The organism is Paenibacillus sp. J5C2022 (assembly GCF_025567625.1).
Classification (GTDB): domain Bacteria; phylum Bacillota; class Bacilli; order Paenibacillales; family Paenibacillaceae; genus Pristimantibacillus.
Map to the genome: position 1 here is coordinate 50565 of NZ_JAOQJC010000032.1, position 18956 is coordinate 69520.

13 protein-coding genes are annotated in these 18956 nt (G+C 52.0%); 7 read left to right on the top strand and 6 right to left on the bottom strand.

The features are described from left to right. Window positions 1-39 precede the first annotated feature (39 nt). Together M6D81_RS22240 and M6D81_RS22245 are read left to right on the top strand one after the other, a co-directional pair. On the top strand, window positions 40-1683 hold the full coding sequence (locus M6D81_RS22240; RefSeq protein ID WP_262679262.1) for an extracellular solute-binding protein: 1644 nt from the start codon (window positions 40-42) through the stop codon (window positions 1681-1683). A gap of 750 nt (window positions 1684-2433) precedes the next feature. Further along, on the top strand, window positions 2434-4032 hold the full coding sequence (locus M6D81_RS22245) for an S-layer homology domain-containing protein (RefSeq protein ID WP_262679263.1): 1599 nt from the start codon (window positions 2434-2436) through the stop codon (window positions 4030-4032). Between the two features lie 102 nt (window positions 4033-4134). Here M6D81_RS22245 and M6D81_RS22250 read toward each other — a convergent pair whose 3' ends face one another. The 4 genes from M6D81_RS22250 to M6D81_RS22265 form a co-directional block, all read right to left on the bottom strand. Further along, window positions 4135-6411 carry a helix-turn-helix domain-containing protein gene (locus tag M6D81_RS22250; protein ID WP_262679264.1) on the bottom strand — a complete coding sequence of 759 codons (2277 nt, stop codon included), beginning with the start codon at window positions 6409-6411 and terminating at the stop codon, window positions 4135-4137. Window positions 6412-6579: 168 nt separating this feature from the next. Beyond that, a complete protein-coding gene (locus M6D81_RS22255) occupies window positions 6580-6747 on the bottom strand; it encodes a TDP-N-acetylfucosamine:lipid II N-acetylfucosaminyltransferase (RefSeq protein ID WP_262679265.1) in 168 nt (55 codons plus the stop codon). Window positions 6748-7159: 412 nt separating this feature from the next. Next, window positions 7160-8509 carry an FAD-dependent oxidoreductase gene (locus M6D81_RS22260; protein WP_262679267.1) on the bottom strand — a complete coding sequence of 450 codons (1350 nt, stop codon included), beginning with the start codon at window positions 8507-8509 and terminating at the stop codon, window positions 7160-7162. Between the two features lie 826 nt (window positions 8510-9335). Then, window positions 9336-10349: a LacI family DNA-binding transcriptional regulator gene (locus M6D81_RS22265; RefSeq protein ID WP_262679268.1), complete on the bottom strand. Its 1014-nt coding sequence runs from the start codon at window positions 10347-10349 to the stop codon at window positions 9336-9338. A gap of 278 nt (window positions 10350-10627) precedes the next feature. On the opposite strand from M6D81_RS22265, the gene M6D81_RS22270 reads away from it, so the two are divergent. Beyond that, on the top strand, window positions 10628-10828 hold the full coding sequence (locus M6D81_RS22270) for a hypothetical protein (RefSeq protein WP_262679269.1): 201 nt from the start codon (window positions 10628-10630) through the stop codon (window positions 10826-10828). A gap of 81 nt (window positions 10829-10909) precedes the next feature. Here the strand turns inward: M6D81_RS22270 and M6D81_RS22275 are convergent, their stop codons facing one another. Then, on the bottom strand, window positions 10910-13774 hold the full coding sequence (locus M6D81_RS22275) for a glycoside hydrolase family 2 TIM barrel-domain containing protein (RefSeq protein ID WP_262679270.1): 2865 nt from the start codon (window positions 13772-13774) through the stop codon (window positions 10910-10912). 204 nt (window positions 13775-13978) lie between these two features. Between M6D81_RS22275 and M6D81_RS22280 the strand changes: the two genes are divergently transcribed. Further along, a complete protein-coding gene (locus M6D81_RS22280) occupies window positions 13979-14815 on the top strand; it encodes an AraC family transcriptional regulator (RefSeq protein WP_262679271.1) in 837 nt (278 codons plus the stop codon). A 219-nt stretch (window positions 14816-15034) separates the two neighbouring features. Here the strand turns inward: M6D81_RS22280 and M6D81_RS22285 are convergent, their stop codons facing one another. Then, entirely contained in the window at window positions 15035-15154 is a 120-nt protein-coding gene (locus M6D81_RS22285) for a YjcZ family sporulation protein (RefSeq protein ID WP_262679272.1), read from the bottom strand. Between the two features lie 388 nt (window positions 15155-15542). Here M6D81_RS22285 and M6D81_RS22290 point away from each other — a divergent pair, with 388 nt between their 5' ends. The 3 genes from M6D81_RS22290 to M6D81_RS22300 are packed head-to-tail and all read left to right on the top strand — an operon-like array spanning window position 15543 to window position 18948. Next, window positions 15543-16463 (top strand): ABC transporter permease, encoded by a 921-nt coding sequence (locus tag M6D81_RS22290; protein ID WP_262679273.1) that lies wholly within the window; start codon window positions 15543-15545, stop codon window positions 16461-16463. Window positions 16464-16477: 14 nt separating this feature from the next. Then, complete coding sequence (locus M6D81_RS22295) at window positions 16478-17356, top strand: carbohydrate ABC transporter permease (RefSeq protein ID WP_262679274.1); 879 nt, start codon at window positions 16478-16480, stop codon at window positions 17354-17356. A 41-nt stretch (window positions 17357-17397) separates the two neighbouring features. Then, window positions 17398-18948 (top strand): extracellular solute-binding protein, encoded by a 1551-nt coding sequence (locus M6D81_RS22300; protein ID WP_262679275.1) that lies wholly within the window; start codon window positions 17398-17400, stop codon window positions 18946-18948. Window positions 18949-18956: the final 8 nt, after the last annotated feature.

The following is an 18956-nucleotide window of genomic DNA, read 5'->3' on the forward strand; positions in this document are numbered from 1 at the left end:
TGCTCATACATTCATCACATATAAAGGAGAGGGTTGGATTTGGTAAAGTACCGTAAAGCGTCATCCATGTTGTTATGCTTCGTCATGATTATCGCCATGCTCGCAGCTTGCGGGTCTCCGAACGATGAGAAGAAGGATAGCGAGGCCAGCAAACCGCCGGCTAGCGAAGCGCCTAAAGGCGACGACAAAGAGGGAGAATCCGGCGAGGCCGGCGGCGTAAGCAAGGAAGGCTTCCCCATTGTCAAGGAAGCTGTTACTCTGACGATGATGGCGCCGGATGTAGGTGTGGCCGACTGGAAAGAGATGCCTGTGCTTCAGGAGATGGAGAAGCTGACAGGCATTAAGCTGGAATTCCGGAATGCGCCTCAGGACAGCTTCGAGACGAAGAAGAACCTGGTCTACGCCAGCGGCGACTTGCCGGACATTCTGTTCGCGGCGGACATTAAGCCGGCGGAGCAGGTCACATACGGCTCGCAGGGAATTCTGCTGCCGTTGGACAAGTACATTGACGAAGGCTATGCGCCCAATCTGAAAAAAATATTCGACGAGCATCCGGAAATCCGTCAATCGTTCACGACGCCGGACGGTCACATGTATGCGTTGCCTAATATTAATCTGTCTGCGGTCTGGTATAGAGGTCCGGTGTGGTATAACGGCACTTTCCTGAAAGCGATGGGTCAGACCGAGCTGCCTAAAACGACGGAGGAGCTGTACGACTATCTGAAGCGGGTGAAGGAAAGCGATCCTAACGGCAACGGCAAGGCGGATGAGATTCCGCTCACCTCCGTCAAGCTGGACGATCTGCGGATGTACTTCCTCGGCTTCTGGGGCATCTATAACGAGAAGGTGTATGCGGACAAAGAAAACAAGGTACACTATACGCCGCAAGAGGAAGGGTATAAAGGCTACTTGACGTTCTTGAATCGTCTGTGGAAGGAGGAGCTGCTGGATCACGAGACGTTCTCGCAGACGAACGAGCAGAAGAAAGCGAAGGGGAAAAACCAGCAGCTTGCGCTGTTCAGCGACTACTTCCCATACTTCACGCTGGATGAAGAGCCAAGTCAGAACAATCCGCTGATGACGCCGGTGGCGAGCGAAATTGCGGGCACTCCGGTGTACGGCAAGCATCCTGGCATCTCTGCGAACGGCACGTTCGCGATCACGAGCAGCAACCCGAATCCGGAAGCGACGATGCGCTGGGTCGATTATATGTACAGCTATGAAGGAGCGACACTGTTCGGTCAAGGGCCGGAAGGCTTGCTATGGCAATATAAGGACAAGGAGAAGAAAGAGAAGGAATGGCTTCCGGTTCCGGACGGCAGCGAGCGCGAGGAATATCGCGGCAAGCTGACGCCGAACTACGGCATTCTGACGCCGGGCATGCATTCCAATGATGTAAATATCGGTCTTCGCAGTGAGTTCGATCTGTGGATTGACAAGGAGAACGAAGAGAAGCTGGTGCCGATCTCCAAGCCGCCTATGCGCAACGTCTATCTGAACAACGAAGAGCAGACGGAAGCGTCCACGCTGCTGTCCGATCTGGATACGTATGTGAAGCAGATGGAAGCGAAGTTCGTGACGGGGCAAGAGCCGTTGGAGAACTGGGATAAGTATGTCGCTCAGCTGAAGAAGATGGGCAGCGACCGCATCGTAGAGCTGTATCAAAGCGCGGTTGACCGCTAAAGAGCATATAGCATTGTATTGCTGAAGGAAGTCGGCCGCCTGCGCGCGGCCGGCTTTCTTGTAGATAAAGCGTGAAAGTTCCGGGGTCCCGGCAAATTACCTGATTAAGTTTCGAAGCAATGCCCGCTTTGTGGAGTTGCTTTGGCGGGGAGCGATTGTAACGGTTGCCACTGAGCCTAATTGGCTCTAAAGGGGCGAATTTGGAGGCTAACGATCGCCATTGCGCTTATTTGACTCGGAAAGTGCAATATCGGGTGTCACAGCGAGAAATAGGCTCGGTCGCGACCGTTAAAGCAAACAATGTGTGATATGAGACGCATTAAGCTCGAGGGCAACCGTAAGAACGTTCGAAGAACGAATGGAAAAGCCTATCAACCTTCCGTCGAGGGATTTGTTCACGTTCTATGAGAGGAATGCGGATGCGGTGGCTTGGATGGATGTCGTAGCGAAAGTTGGAGCGCGAATGGTGCGCGAATGAGCAGGTGTAAGATATGAGGGATGGTCTGGAACAGAGAAAGTGTGCATATGAGCGGCAGTACAGCTAATATTTGCGACGAAGGACATGATAAGCTTTACCATGTGAAACGGACGAACTGGATGTTAAAGGGTAATTAGACTTAATGAGAAAATATGGAAAGGTTCTTTCGAACTAAAAAAATGTCCGATAATTGAAAAAAGCTATGAAAATTTTATCCATAGATGCCGATAACTATTAAAGCTATTAAAATTTCTTTGGAGGAGCAGCTAATTATGAAGATGACAAAAGCAGTAATATTGTCGGCAGCGCTTGCCTTAGGTGTATCCGTAGGCGTAGCCAGTGCGGACGGTATGACCGCGCAGGAGAAATTCGATGCGCTTAAGGCGAAGGGGATATTCTCGGGCCTGAATGACAGGGGAGATTCCGGACTGGATCAGAATATGACGCGGGCCCAATTCGCCCGAGTGGCAGGACTGCTTGACGGTCTGAACGTCGACGCCACTCCAAGTTCAACTACGTTCAGAGACGTATCAACCGACCATTGGGCTTACGAAGAGATTGCGGCTGCGTCCAGAGCCGGTCTGATGCAGGGCAATGGCAACGGCACGTTCAATCCGGACGGCCATGTCACGACTGAGCAGATGGCCACTGTATTGACTAGATTGCTGCGCATCCAGCCAGATAATAGCGCTACGGTCGGAGGCGATGTCTCGGATTGGGCGCAAAAGTATGTCGATGCGGCACTACGTGCGGGACTGATCTCTTCCGACTCCGACTTCCAAGCGCCTGCTACTCGCGGACAATTAGTCAACAGCACTTATGAAACGGATCAATTGCAAGGAGAAGTGCGGACTGTCAAGGAGGAGAACAAGCCTTCCATCGGCAAGCTGCTCGCGCTAGGCGTCATGTCCGCCGACGAATCGCGCTTCGGTGGCATGGAAACGATGTCTAAGGACGATGTGCTGAAGGCACTCGGCACGATGACCAACGACAAGCTGGATCTGTCGAAGCTCACGCTCTCCGACAATCCGTCTTTCGCCGAGATTCTTCGGGCGTATCTGCAAGCGCTCGGCTATCCGGCCGACATGCTTAACGATTCCGACAAGCTTGTCGAGCAGGCGATTGAAGCCGGTATTGTGGGCGAGGATAGCCCGCTTCTGAAGGTGCAGCAGCTGAATGTGCCGATGACCCGGGAATGGGGCTCTTATCTGACAGCCGGCACCTTGTTCAACGCTTCAACCGTAACGGTAGACAGCGAAGGCAATGTGAAGCAGAACGCCGACAAGAAGCTCAGCCAGACGATGAAGCTGCCTAAATCGCCTATTAAGGTCGAACTGGAAGATATCGAAGGCGTGCCGACGTACACTACGCTCAAAAGCATTGATACGTCCATTGCAGACCGCTTGTCGAATGCCGGCGGGGGCGGGGGCGTCTACATTCCTCCTGTCGTTACAGATACGACGGCTCCGAGCATCACGGCTGCCACAATTAACGGTCAGAACGTGCAGTTGACGAATGGTGAAACAGGAACAATCACGCTGCAGTATAGCTATAACGACGGGTATCTCGATGAGGGCACGATTAGCGTCAATGAGGCCTCCACGCTGAAAATAACCGCAATTGAAGGCGTTAATTTGTCTCAATTCGCGACCAACTTCCTGACGCAGTCCCTTAATGCGGGAGTGAATAACCTTGATCTCATCAGCAAGCTTAATACAATTGTGATGGACCCGCAGGATGATGGCATATCCTTTTCGCTTGTCAATGAATGGGACGAGGACAATAATGGCCTGACCATTACAGGCGAGCTGTCCGACGGCTCGAACAACTCCCGGACCGTTACGCTGACGATTATGGTTGGCGAAGTCTAAACATATTGGAATGGTTAGCCGAAATAACTGAATGATATGAACAGGGCACCCGCTTGCGGTGCCCTGTTTGTTTGATCTTGAGCGAACTGCTATCCCATTTCTCTATGACGACTCCAGCTCCGAGAACTGCTTGCGGTACTGGCCCGGCGTGTAGCCGGTCTCCTTCTTGAACTTGCGGATGAAGTTGGACGTATCCAGATAGCCGACGCCGATAATGATCTCCTTTAGAGGAACGGATGTCGTCTTCAACTGGTGTGTAACCTCCTCCAGTCTTCGCTGCCAAATATATTGTATAAAGTTGACCTCCATCTTCTCCTTGAACGAACGGCTTAAGTGCGAGGGAGAGATGGAGAAGTGAAAGGCTACCGTCTCCAGACTCAGCGTCTGGTCCGTGAAATGCTCGTCGATATAGGAGACGATCTGCTCGATCTGGGATTGCTCCTCCGTCTCATGAAGCTGCTCTGCTTGCTCGCAAATGCGTGAGGCGAGCGACTTCAGCATGACTTCGAGCTCATTCGGCGAATGGCTGTTCATCACGTTGGGCGCGATATCGTGCGCAAGCTGCTCCATGCCCAGCTCCGAGGCCGTCTTCAGCATCGTATTGAGCAGATCGAAGTAGATGCAGCGCAAGTAGATGATGGACAGATCGGGTGTATGCAGCGGGCGCATAGAATCGCCGATGACCTCTGCGGCTACGTCGAAGCTGCCTTGCTTCAAGCTCTGGACCAGCTTCATCAGCGAGCTGTCGGGTATCCAGAACGGGCGGTCCGGCGTATGCTGCAGCTTCTCGAAGTAGGACACATGCCCTCCGCCGTTGCCGGACGCGCGCCATTGGATGGCGGAGCACGCCTCGATGAAGGACTGGTTCAGCTGGTTCAGGCTTCGGTAGCATGTACCGACGCCGATCGCCGGCGCTACATCGAAGGTATCCAGGATGGTTAAGCGGACAGCTTCGACGATAGGACGCAAGGCGTATAGCTCCGCTTGCGATTCATCGTAATGGAAGTTGACGATGAGCGCGATTCGCTCCAGCTGCGTCAGCTCGACGCCATAGGCATGAGCGGACAGCTCGGGAAAGTCGATATGCAGCAGCATCTCCATCATATCTTGCCGCTCCTTGCGCTCTTCCTCGGAATCCTTCATCTCTTCCCACTCCATCACGATAACGAATAGATGGGAGCGGTCGAATTGCAGGTTGAACGAGGATTGCAGCTCCGGGGTCATATTGTTCGCATGACCGTGCTTGAGCAGGATGGACAGGAAGTGATTGCGGGCGTATGGCTCCTGCATATCGATTCGCGAGCTGTAATGCTGCAGAGCTGTGCGAATGCGTTCCAGCTCATTGCCTCTCCTCGCGCCTCCTTCCTCCGCATGCTTCTCCTCAGAGCCGGAAGTGGCGAATTCTACAAGCGTGGAGATCGGCCTGTACTGCATTCTTGCCAGTACGAGCGCAATCGCTACTCCCGCGAGAAGGGTAATGATGAACAGCATGATAATAAAGCTGCGCACATGGACGACCCGGCTGAAAAATTGCTCGCTCGGCATAACCGTCACATAGGACCAGCCGTTGCTGTCCGATGAGACGGATACGATGGAATGGGGCTTGCCGTTAATCTCCTTGTTATGGATGCCGGGAGCAAGTCCGGCCAGGCTTTCCGCCTGGTCCCTCGGCAATGCTTCTCCTTGCCAATTGTCGACGAGCAGCCGTCCGTTCTGGTCCAGAATATAGGTGGCGCCCTTGTAATTGCCCAGTACGGAGTCGATCAGGCTTGTCAGCTCGTTTTCCTTGATGAAGTACATGACCATGCCGTGCGGATTGGGGCTATTGGGCGTAATGGGCACCAGATATGCCAGTATGGAGGACTCGATATTGCCCTTCAGGAGCACGGTATCCGCTGGTCGCATCGCGCGGAAGGTCATGCTGTTCAAGTCTTTTAAAACGCTTTCTTTTTTCCAGTTGCGAAATGCAAATGTTTCCGAAAACACATCAAAGCTGTATAAGCCTTGTGTAGAATAAATATCGTTGTCTCCGCGGAAATAAAGAAGCAGCTCGTCCACAATTGAGCTGGTCGACTTGTACTGGTCAAGCGCCTGGATAGCCTCTCTGATGAAGTAGGGGTCATGCACCCGATAGGCGGTCAGCCTGGTGTCGTAGGAGATGCGGGAGGCCACCTCATTCAGCTCCTTCATCCGCCCGTCGACCATTACTTTGGCTTGCGTCAGCTGGCTCAGCCGGGAATGCTCGATCTCGGACTGCAGATTGCTGACGGCGTTCTGATAGATGAAGACGGTGGTCAGCACCAGCGGGATCAGCAGAATGAATAGGTAAGACCATATATATTTCAAGAACAGCTTGGATTTGAAGTAGCTCCAATTCATGTATGCATCCTCCTGTGATCTGTTCATCCATATTGCTATGACCATCATACCAACTATCGATGAATTTGAATACATCTGATGTCGGATTTCGATGATTTACCCCCGGTTCACGTGACGGAGGGTGTGAGCTTGTAGCCGGACCGATTGCAACAGCCCTTCCGATTCTCTTCACGGAGAGAGGGAAGGGCTGTTGCCATTCAGCGTACCGGCTCCCCATATAATCCAGGAGAATATATGCGGCTTTATCTTCCCAAGCAGGATGGAGCGTATATAGGGAATGAAGCCTATATACGTCAGCAGAGTAGCCGCTATCGCCAGAAGCTCTTTATAGGTCATGTCATCATCACATCTCTTCACCGTTCATTTACAAGTTCGCATATCCTTATTTTAGTCTATTTTGAAGCTTGAAAGCATATGAAAATACCGCAATATCACCAAGCCTGTATGGAAGATTAAATACAAAGGGGAGCAATGAGCATCTTCGCAATTTCCAGCGGAGTTCATGGCGGCAGAGGAGTAGACGCGCTGAGGTGGTTGTCCGATGTGAATCGGCAGCGGACGAATGGCGCTAATCGTAGCTAGAACTGGAGATCGGCGAGACTTGATGAAGTCTCGCCGATTTCCGTACTCCAGCCGAGGATTCATAGCTTTCGGCTGCTCAACAAGCTACTTTCCGAGCGCAACCGAAGCTACGTTGCCTGAAGCCGTTCAATCAGTTGCCTTGGGATTTCTCTTATCGTTCAGCAAGCTACTTCCCAAGCTCTGCGCCCGCATCAAGGAGGGCCTGCTGCAATTGCTCTATGGAGAGGTCGCTTGCCGAGCAATCTTGCTTGGCGGCCAAGGCCGCGGCTGTGCCGGCAGCTTGCCCTAGCGCCATACAGCTTGGCGTCAGCCTTGCTGTCGCTTGCGCCTCATGAGAGGTGGAGATACAGCGGCCTGCCAACCACAAGTTGACCATTCCTTTCGGCACTATGGAACGGTATGGAATATCATAGGCTCCGCCTTCGGCAATAAAGTTGGCGGTGACTCCGGCACCTTTCGGATCGTGAATATCAATAGGATAGCCGCTGCGCGCAATGCAATCATGGAATTTGCGGGCGCTTAGCACATCCGTTCCTGTCAGGATGTATTCGCCAATGATACGTCTGGTTTCCCGGACGCCGATTTGCGGCGCTACTTGCGACACATAGGCGTTCTCAAAGCCGGGAATATAGGTTTGGAAAAATTGCTCCAACTGGAACACTTGCTTGCGGCCTTCCATCTCCGCTTTGGTCAAATGCGCCGTATTGGTCGGGTCCAGCCCGGAGATGCGGGAAATATTGACGAGCACTTCATCTTCTCCAGGACCGGCGAACATCAGCACACCGTCTCTGGCAATCGGCAGCGCGGCTTTTTGCCATAGATCGTAATAGCCCATAATCCCGGTGAGGGGTAATTCGTCAAGCTGATCAATGAGCGATTTACTGTAGAACTGTTCCGGATGGCTTTGCATATATTGCTTGACCGCATCGTGACGCACGCCTTTCAGGCGGAACTTCATCGTCATCGGCTGTACCTTCTGCTCCTCGTTGCCCATCTCCCAAGGCGCTCCGGCGTAATAAGCGACATCACCGTCTCCGGTAGCGTCGATATAGCAGCAGGCTTGAATGGAAGCGACGCCACTCTTGTTATGGAGAGTAACTGAACGAATACGGCCATCCTCTGCATCTGCACCGGTTATGAAGGAATGCAGCATTAGAGTAACGCCGGCTTCCTGCAGCATGTCGAAAGCAAGCAGCTTATACTTCTCGCCATCGTAGGGAGTAACGGTATGGACAAATCCGATCGTATCCCGCAAATGGCCGGGTGAAGCGCCCATAGCCATTAATCTTTCGACAATTTCCTGGGCAATACCACGAATTACTTGATCGCCGGCTGCGGTGTGGAAGGTCATCCAGGGATAGACAAGCGCAGCGGTAGACATGCCGCCTAGAAATCCATAACGTTCTATTAAGATCGTCTTGGCTCCGCTGCGTGCTGCGGCTAGTGCTGACGTAATGCCTGCTGGTCCGCCTCCAAGGACGGCTACATCGAATAACTCGTTCGTGGTGGACATCATTCAATCACAACCTTACTGGTAGATTTATTATGCAAGACAACAAGACAACAAGAGAACATGAATAAGGGGAATGGTCTCAAATGTATGGGAGCGCTCCCAACTATGGGTTAATTGTACATGATGCGTATAGAGAGGGCAAGGAATAATTTTAGATGAAATAATGATTTGTTCCCATAAATGCGATGGATGGGATGCAACTTGACTCAGAATGAAGGAGACTATCACGGGGCGGAAAACGAAGGCCTTACTCTCCCAATAGCTCAGGATGAAGAAGCGCAGCAAGGGCTCAAAAACGCCAGTCACACTATTCCATTAACTCAGGATGAGCGTCAATAACATATGCGGAAAACGCGACGTGTTACTCTCCCATTAGCTCAGGAACTGAAAAAGGAAACAATGATCTTCCTGAGTAAAGGGGATGAAGCGACTGGAAGAAGCAATGCTATGATGCTCCTGAGTAATGGGGATAGTGAAGCGACTGGGAGAAGTACGATATGACGCTCCTGAGTAGAAGGGATGGTGAAGTGACTGGAGAAAGCACGCTATGATGCTCCTGAGTAAAGGGAATGGTGAAGCGACTGGAAGAAGCGCGATATGAAGTTCCTGAGAAAAAGGGATGGGGAAGAGGTGGCCAAAAGGCCAGAGTACGATACGTGTTGCAGTATGAAGCGGATAGCGATGATGAAGAGCAGCAGAGCAGATGTGTCTAGAGCCATGGCATTTTGAAAATGCCTTAGCCCCTCAACAGTAAATTGTCCCGATCACATCTGCCAAGGACGAATAGACAACTTCGTGAATATCCATCCTGCAGCTGCCCTGCAATGTCTTAACTGCTGGATCGTACGATCAGTTCATTCGGAATATAGATGTCATGCGACTGAGAGGGATCGAGCTCCCCGGCAAGCCGGCCAAGCAGCATGCGAGCTGCGGCTTCGCCAAGGCCGCTCTTGTCCTGCCGCACTGTCGACAACGGAGGGTTGGCGTATCGCGCAGCCGCAATATCATCGTAACCGACGACAGCGATATCCTCGGGAACACGAAGCCCTCGTTCCTGTAGCGCTCTGACGACACCCAGCGCCATAATATCATTGGCAGCGAAGATAGCGTCAAACGTCCTTCCATCCTGCACCAGCTGCCGAATTACCTCGTAAGCTCGCTGCTCCTCCGCATAGCCTGCCACGATCAATTGCGGGTCAGCCGGTAAACCGGCTTGCCGGTGCGCATCGCAATAGCCTTCATATCGCTTGGATTCATGGTAGGTTCCGCTATATCCGCTAATATAAAGAATGCGTTTCTTACCGCCAGCAATTAGATGTGTTACCGCTTTATTTACCCCATCACTATAGTCCGAGGTGACGCAATGGAGCGGAATGTCCGACGCGAGTCTTTTGCCTACAAGTACGAAGGGCAGTTTTTTGTCGTAATAGTATTGCAAGTATTCGTCCTGTATGTCTTCTCCCATGACGATGAGACCGTCAATCTTCCTCTTGTCGGCAATCATGCGCCAATAATCCATGTCATACGGTCTGCGATCCGCGAACAGCAGCAGATCATAGGCGCGCGATGCCACATGCTCTTGAATGCCCTGAATGACTTCATAGAATATATGGTGGCTTAAAAACGAAGGGGTCAGCCCGAACACGACGACGCCAATATTCTCCGTCTTGCCTCCGGCCAGTCCCCGCGCTTGCATATTCGGTTGGTATTGATGCTCGCGGATAACTTCAAGCACCTTCTTGCGCACTTCCTCCCTTACGCCGGGTTGTCCGTTAATGACGCGCGATACAGTCCCGCGCGATACTCCCGCCAGCTTGGCGATAGATTCCAATGTATGTGCCATGTTCGATTCCCCTCTAACTCGCATCTCTTCTTCTAACTATCTCATGTTCGCGGCTTGTATTCAATATTCGGGCAGCGACGATCCAGAATATGAAGCATGCTGGCAATCCCATTCCTTTCATCCCTATGTATTCAGCCCCCAATTGAGATTGCTCAATTTGCATTGCAAAGAACGAATCAATCTGTAGGCCGCAGCTCCGCTTGTATCGTTGAAAGTGGCTGGTTTGTTGGCTGCAAGGGATTGCGGCATCGGTTGGAAGGTGGGAAGTAGCTGGTACGATGGCTGCAAGGGATGCTGCATCGGTTGGATGTTGGGAAGTGGCCGGTTTGTTGGCTGCAAAGGATGCGGCATCGGTTGGAGAGCGGGGAGCGTCCGAATGTTCAATGATAGGTGGCGGCTCATGGACTGGAGCGTTCCTGAACCTGTCTAGTATGCAGCATACGCAAGAGTACCGAAAAGGCGCGCCTGAGGCCGTCTAGTGTATACTGCATTGTGCAGCATACGAAAGAGTCCTGAGAAGGCGCGTCTATGTCAACTTTGTGTGAGCCGGCCGAGACGGATTATCTGGCCGTGCCCGCCTTCATGCCGTAGATGCCTAGCAAGTAGATGGCAGGCAGTCCATTGCTGACCGCCGTAACGTTAATGCGGATGTACCTGACCGACCATGCGGTTAGCGCATCCGGCTTGATGTCTTGCCCCGTACCTTCCTTCTCCAGCAAAGCCTTCCACTGACTGCCGTCTGCAGATACGTCGATGCGATAGCTATATGTCGTATGATCGCTCTCCCACCATATTTTGCAGCCGGTAAGATCGTAATCGCCTTCCAAGTCCACAATTAGCCATTGCGGCGTATTCGTACCCTCCGCAGCACGCCAACTCGAGAGGAGACTGCTGTCCGTAATTGCTGAAGCGGGATACTCTGTCTGCTCGGAGCTTGCCGTCACTCGCTTGCCGAATGCCAGATTGAACTCTCTCAAATTATACGTTACCGGCTTATGAGTCACATCCGCTTCATAATGAATCGTTCCCTTGGGCGGTTGCTGCGGCAAGCCCGAGACATGCCGCTTCCGATCCGGCTGGGAGGCAAGGCGAATAACAGCGCCCTCCAGTCCTTCGCTTAGCGCATAGATCGTTATCTGTCCCGGCTCCTTCGTGGCCTGCACGAGCACACCGCCGGCTCCTGCCTCTGCCGTAACGGGATTCGCTCCCGTACGGGGATCGCCATCGCCGACAATCCGTCCGGGACCTTCGATCCTGAAAGCGATAGAAGGGTAGGCATCCGTTACGTTCGTACCATGCTCATCCTCGACATACACATGGACCATTATCAGATCGGAGCCGTCTGCGATTAGGTCGATGCCGCAATGATCGGCGTCAAGCCGTAGGCGATGCGGCTTCCCGGCCGTACGAACCTTATGCGCCGCCGCGAGTTCCCCTTCGATCCAGCCTCTGGCAGCAAGCTCCCCCGGCTCGAAGGCGATATCCTTGAAGAGGAACGGCGGATGAGGCACACCGCTGTAAGTTCGCTCCGGTCCCTTGCGCCCCAGTGACCGGCCATTCAGCGTCAGCTCGATCTCGTCGCAGTTGCTGAAGACGACGATATCCCTAGTCTCCGGGCCGTCAGCACTCCAGTAGTTGGCGATGAAGACGAGGGGCCCACTCGATGAAACGGCTGTCGCTAGGGACGATGAGGTAGGAGCCGCTGCCGTTCCAGCCGCGCCCCCGTCGATAAGCACAGGCTGCCGCTGACTGCTGTACATGTAGTAGCTGAATTTCGGCAGCCTGTACAGATCCAGCACCCCTGTAGCGGCAATGTTGTCCATATATCCCCGATTGTGATCGATGCCGGTCCACAGGGCAAAGCCCGCCATTTTCGCTGTCCCGAAGTAAGAATCGATGTAGTCGAGCCTCTCCATTGCAGAGCGCAGCATGGCACCTTCTCCGCCATTATAGAAGTCTCTGTCTCCTCTGGAGCAGCGGTTCTGTGTCTTCTGCGGGCCGAATTGTTCACGGTAATTGTCGCCGAACTCTCGCTTGAACTGAACCTTGTGGGCAGGAATGGCGAGGTTGAGATGACCGTAGACGATGTCGTAGCTCTCCCAAGCCGGACGGGACATATCGCAGGCGGCATAGCATTGATCGCCGGGGTATTCCTCATGAACGATAGCATATGTCGTGCGCGCGTAGTCCTCGTCATAATTCGTCTCGTTCAGGATCGGTTCCCAGAATATGACGCAAGGATGATTGCGATCCTTCCGCACCATGTCCCGTACATCCTGATAAGAGCGGCTTCGGAACGTCCCGTTGTCACGGAACCATTGCCAGCCCGGCACCGGCACGACGCACATGAGCCCTAACTCGTTGCAAGACCGCATGAAGGCTTCGGATTGCGGATAATGGCCGAGCCGGATGAAGTTGAAGCCGGCTTGCTTCAGCTTGATCGCATCGCGCCGATGGAGCGAATCCGGCAGTGCGTCCCCGATGTAGACGTACTCCTGATGCCGGTTGGCCCCGTTGATCTTCAGACGCTGCCCGTTAAGGAAGAAGCCCTCCTGCGGATCGAAGCGGAACCGCCGAATGCCGATCCCAGTAACGGTCTTGTCCACTAACGCATCATCCTGCCAAATCTCCGTCTCCAGCTTGTATAGATAAGGAAGATCGGGATGCCACAGTCGGGGTGAGCCGACGATAAGCTGCAGGCGGAACGTCGCATCATCATGCGGCGGGATTGCCAGCGCCGTACTATCCTCCCGGCTTATCGTTACCCCGCTGTCGTCGATCAGTCTGGCCCGGACCGTGCACACCTTCGCTGCCCCGTATTCGTTGCTTGCATGCACGGCCACATCGACGACCGCCTCTTCCTCCGAGACGGAAGGATAGGTGACGAATAGGCCTCCCCCGGCCACCTTGTCCGCATGGATCGCATCCGTAATATGGAGCTTGTCCGTCTCCAGCAGCCATACATGGCGATACAATCCGCCGAAGTAACAGAAGTCGAGCTCCGATTGGGGTCTGCCGGGCGGGACGTCCGCCATATCGGAATTGTCGAGCTTCACCGCTACAATGTTGTCCGTCTTCCCATCGGCATGCACACAGTCCGTTATATCGAAGGTGAAGGGGAGATAGCCGCCGTAATGGATGCCGAGCCGTTGCCCGTTCACCCATACTTCTGCCGTATGCTTCGCCCCTTCGAAGTGAAGGAAGAGCTTCTTGCCGGAGGATTCCTGTGGCACATGAAAATGGCGGCGGTACCATGCCGCGCCTTGGTAGTTCACCCCGCCGCTGCAATGCGCGGGCTCTACCCTCACCGAATGGGGAACATGCACGATCTCCCATCCGCTGTCGTCGAAGCCGCTATCCCACGCCAGCTCCATTTCTCCTCGAAAAAAACGCCAATCCGCATTCATAGACCATTTTGTACGCATGAGATCAACCAACCGCCTTTCTCTTATTCAACGTGAAGATTAATTCCAGTATAGAAGAGGGCGGAAGTATGCGATATATAACAATTCTATTCATTAATATAAAAATCTGAATGCGGCTATTTCGTGAAAGGATGCTTATATAGTAAACTGCTACTAACAGAATAAGAGAATATGAATACGAGCAGCATGGAGGGAGGGTGAGAGATGCGTACGGGCTTCCGCAAGCATCTGCAAGTAACGGACAGGGATAAAGTATTGCCGCTGTATGTGGAGAGCACAGGCTATCTGCCGAGACAAGGTCCAATTAGAAGGAAGAAGGGATATCCGGCTTATCAATGGCTGCAGACCGTGGAAGGCTGCGGCGAATTCCGCTACGAAGCCGGTTCTCATCTGCTGCATCCCGGTCAAGGCTTCCTGATGCCGCCGCATATGCCGCACAGCTACGAATCGACGGGCGCCGACTGGTCCATTCTGTTCGTGACGTTCGAAGGAGCGCTTGCGGGCCACATCTTGTCGGGACTGAGTCTGCCGTACCCGTACCAGTACGGCATCGGACAGCGTGAGCGGCTGGAGGAGGCGCTGGATGCCATGGTGAGGAAGGCGATGGAGGAGCCCCAATACGGCGGTACCGCCAGTACATCGGATATATACGACTTCCTGGTCCGGCTGAAGCAATTCGGCACGCCCAATGCCAGCGCATCCGCAGCGGCGAAGCGAGACCGGCTGATACCGCTCATTCAGTGGCTGGATGAGCGGTATTCCGATCCGTCGCTATCTCTGTCCGATATGTCGGGGCATATGCATCTAACGCCGCAGCGATTGTCTGCGCTGTTCCAAGCCGCGATAGGCATCAGCCCCTATGCGTATCTGATCGGCGTCAGGCTGCAGAAGGCGAAGGATATGCTGGCCGCCCATTCCGGCATGTCGGTCAAGGAGATTGCTTACGCGACGGGATATCGCGACGAAAGTCACTTCGTATCCGCCTTCCGCAAGCAGACGGGCATGACGCCGAACGCCTTCCGCAGATTATATTGGCGGTAATGACGATTGCCGCCGCCAAGCAAAGCAATAGCAAAAGCAAAAAGCGCAAGCTTCCGCTCGGCCGATTCAGCCTCGAAGCTTGCGCGATCATGCAATCAAGTAGGGAAGTCGGCAAGGGTGCCGCAATCCCGAAGCAGAGCCGGGGGAACACCCTTACCTGTCTACGGGCAAGAGGGCTAAACATGTCACTTATGCATGGAGGTTACATATTGACAAGTATTAGTACCATTTGCCACCGTAGCCGCCGAAGCCGAAGCTGCAAGCGATAATCACCAGAAGAATAAACAGAACCAGAATAGCACCTACGTTATTATAAGCACCACCAACGCAACCGGACATTGTTACATGCACCTCCTTACGTTTTGGATACGTTGTAGGTTATGCGCCGAATGTACCGGATGATTGGGTATATGTCTCCATGGCAATTGAACTTGGTTGTTTGCCCAAGAGAACTTTGATGCGACAAGCGCCTGAATCGCCTCGTACCGTGCAACGGGTTCGGCATTGCCGTTCGTCTCGCAAGATAAGCATGACAGAAAGGGATAGCGACTCCGAATATGCCTGATCGGGGGAGCTATTTTTTTGTTTTTTGCGGCAAAATCGCCCCAAACCACCCCTGAAACGAGCTAGTGAGAAAAATGGCACATACAACCTGCGATTGAACATTGGCTTCACCTGCAGCCGGACTTATAGTTGGGGTAATTCCGGAAAGGGGGTGTAAGCGATTTTGAATAACGTCTTGGATTTTCATCGTGTCAAAAGGTCTATGGCAAAAAGCAAAATTTATTATGTTATTTTTTTCATTCCGTTTGCGTACTATGTTCTCTTTCACTATGTTCCGATGTTTGGCGTTTTAATTGCTTTCAAAGATTATAATGTGTTTCAGGGCGTGCTGGACAGTCCGTGGGTCGGCTTTAAGTATTTTCGGGAGTTTTTAACCGAGCCGTATTTTTACAAGCTGTTGCGCAATACGATGCTGCTCGGCATTTATCATTTGGTTTTTTTCTTCCCGGCGCCGATTGTTCTCGCTCTATTGCTGAACGAGCTTAGAAATCAGACGTTCAAACGGTTTGTGCAAACGGTCAGCTACTTGCCGCATTTTCTCTCCACAGTAGTCGTTGTGGGCATGATCGTCAATTTATTGTCCTTCGAGGGTTTGCTGAATGATGCCTTGCAACTGCTTGGAATAAGTCCGAGGCATTTCCTGATGATTCCCGAGTGGTTCAGATCGATCTATATCGGTTCCGAGATCTGGCAAGGAATCGGGTGGGGATCGATCATCTACTTGGCGGCCATCACGACAGTTGATCTGGACTTGTACGAGGCGGCGCGGATTGACGGTGCCAATCGGTGGAAGCAGATGAGGCATATTACGTTGCCGTCTATTGCGCCAACGATCATTATTTTGCTTCTATTCAACATAGGCGCGGTGCTTTCGGTCTCGTTCGAGAAAATATTGCTGTTATACAATCCTTCGAACTTTGAGACGTCGGATGTAATCTCGACCTATGTGTATCGCAGAGGATTGATTTCGAGTGATTTCAGCTACGCTACGGCCGTCGGACTGTTTAACTCCGTTATTTCAGTCGTGTTCCTGACTGCTGCGAACCGAATCAGCAAGCGATTAAGTGAAACGAGTCTTTGGTAAAGGGGCATGAAACATTGGGACAGAAGAGGAGCGTTGGTTCTCGTCTATTCGATATCGCGAATTATTTCATCATGATTGCCCTGATCATGATAACATTTTATCCCTTATATTATATCTTTATTGTCTCTATCAGCGATGGCTATGCAGTTATGAAAGGTTCCGTCCACTTCTGGCCGACAGGCGTCAATCTGGATACGTACAGGCTTATTCTTGCCGACCCCTTTGTGGTCAGGGCTTACCTGAATACAATTATATATACGCTTGTCGGCACGATTGTCAATTTGAGCTGCACTGTATTGTGCGCCTATCCTCTTTCGAGAAAGGAATTTTTCGGACGCGGCTTCTTTACCGTTATGATTGTCGTTACGATGTTTTTCAGCGGCGGTTTAATTCCTTCCTATCTGCTTGTGCAAAAGCTGGGCATGGTCAATACGATGTGGGCGTTAATCATTCCCGGAGCTATCAGCGCCTGGAATATGATTATTATGCGAACGTTCTTCCAGGGCATACCGAATGAACTGTTCGAATCGGCCCATATGGACGGCGCGGGCGAGCTCAGGGTGCTGGCGCGAATACTGCTTCCGCTTTCCGCGCCCATCATTGCGACGATATCGATGTTCTATGCGGTAGGTCATTGGAACAGCTTTTTCCCGGCCTTGATCTATTTGAACGAAAAGGTCAAATATCCGCTTCAAGTCATGCTGCGGAATATGGTCATCGAAGGCGATATGACAACGCAAACGCAGGAGCTTGGCGGCGCATATGCCTATGTCACGGCGACGAACATCAAATTTGCCGTTATTATTATCGTCATACTGCCGATCGTAATGGTCTATCCGTTTATTCAAAAGTATTTTATTAAAGGGGTTATGATTGGCTCGTTGAAAGGTTAATAGACGGAGCTTATATAAATATTCGGGAGGTCCTTCCTATCATGTTTAAAAAAGAGATCGTAGGGTGCAGTATTCTGTTGTGCGTTATGATTGTGTTCGCAGGATGCAGTATCGGCAATTCGGGCAATAAGCCGTCTATCGGCGAAGAGGGCAAAGGCGGAGCGAAGGAAGTTGCCGTAAAGCTGATGAGAGTCGAGCATCAGTCGCAAGCATTAAAGACGGATACGCCCGTGCTGAGAGAGATACTTGATAAGACAGGCGTAAAGCTGCAGGTTGAAGGCGTCCCGGCGTCCAATTGGACCGACAAAAAGCGGATATTGATGGCGACGAACAACATGCCGGATGTCATGCTGGTGGAGCAAAACGAAATTAACGAATTTGCGGGCACAAGCATTTTCTTGCCCATATCGGATTACTTGGATCAAATGCCGAACTTCAAAAAAACGCTTGAAGATAATCCCGAAATAAAGAGATTGTATGTGGACGGAAAAATGTACGGATTTCCTCTGTCGGTTCAACATAACTTACAGGCCGCCAAAGCGCCGATGATTCGAACCGATCTGTTAAAGAAATTGAATTTGGAAGCGCCTCGATCATTCGACGAGCTGTATACGGTATTGAAAAAGTTGAAAGAATACGATCCGGATTCCATTCCCTGGACAACAAGGGGACTTCATTCCTTTATGGATGCCGTCGCTTTCGGAATGGGCAGCGGCTTCGGCTTGTATTATGATCCCGATCTGAACGGGGGGTCTTATGTATACGGAACAAGCAAGCCCAAGTTCAAAGAAGTGCTTACCTATCTGAACAAACTGTATACCGAGAAGCTGCTCGATCCCGATTTTGCTGTCAATACACATGAAAGCTGGGTTGAGAAGCTGAGCTCGGGCAAGTCGTTTTTCTACTACGACAACGATACGTTTGCCGCCAACTTTAACGACACGTTGCGGAAAGACGATCCGGAAGCCGAATTCAACCTTATTCCTTATTTGTCCAACAATGAAGGCAACAGCAGAGGCTGGTTGTATCCTAGAGGATGGATTACGCAAAGCTATGCCATCAGTTCCAAAGTGAAGGATCCGGAAGCCGTCATCAAGATGTATGACTGGTTATACAGCCCGGAAGGCGCTGTCGCCTCCAACTTCGGAATATTGGGAGAAACCTATGAGCTCGTAGATGATCAACCCGTATTTCTCGACGAGGTTATCGATAAGTACAAAACCGCTCCGGATCCGGCCCGGTCGATGCTGTCGGATATTGGAGGCGGATTGCTTGCCATCTCGCCGCTTGTCGACGAAAGAGCTTTGATGCAGACTTCCAATCCGGAAACGCTTGCATGGAGCGAGCAGTTGAAAGGGGATCCGGGAGCTTATGTCATTCCCGGCGTAGGGCCAAGCTTGACCAAGGAAGAAAACGAAAGGCTGAAACAGCTTGCAACCAAATACGTTCCGCTGGAGCAGGATGTGCTCAACTTTATTATGGGGACGAGGCCGCTCAGCGAATTTGACCAGTTTGCCGAGGAACTGGAGAAGAATGGAATACCGGAGCTCGAAAAAATTCATAACGACGCATTGGCACGAGTCGGGAAGTAGAGCAAAGC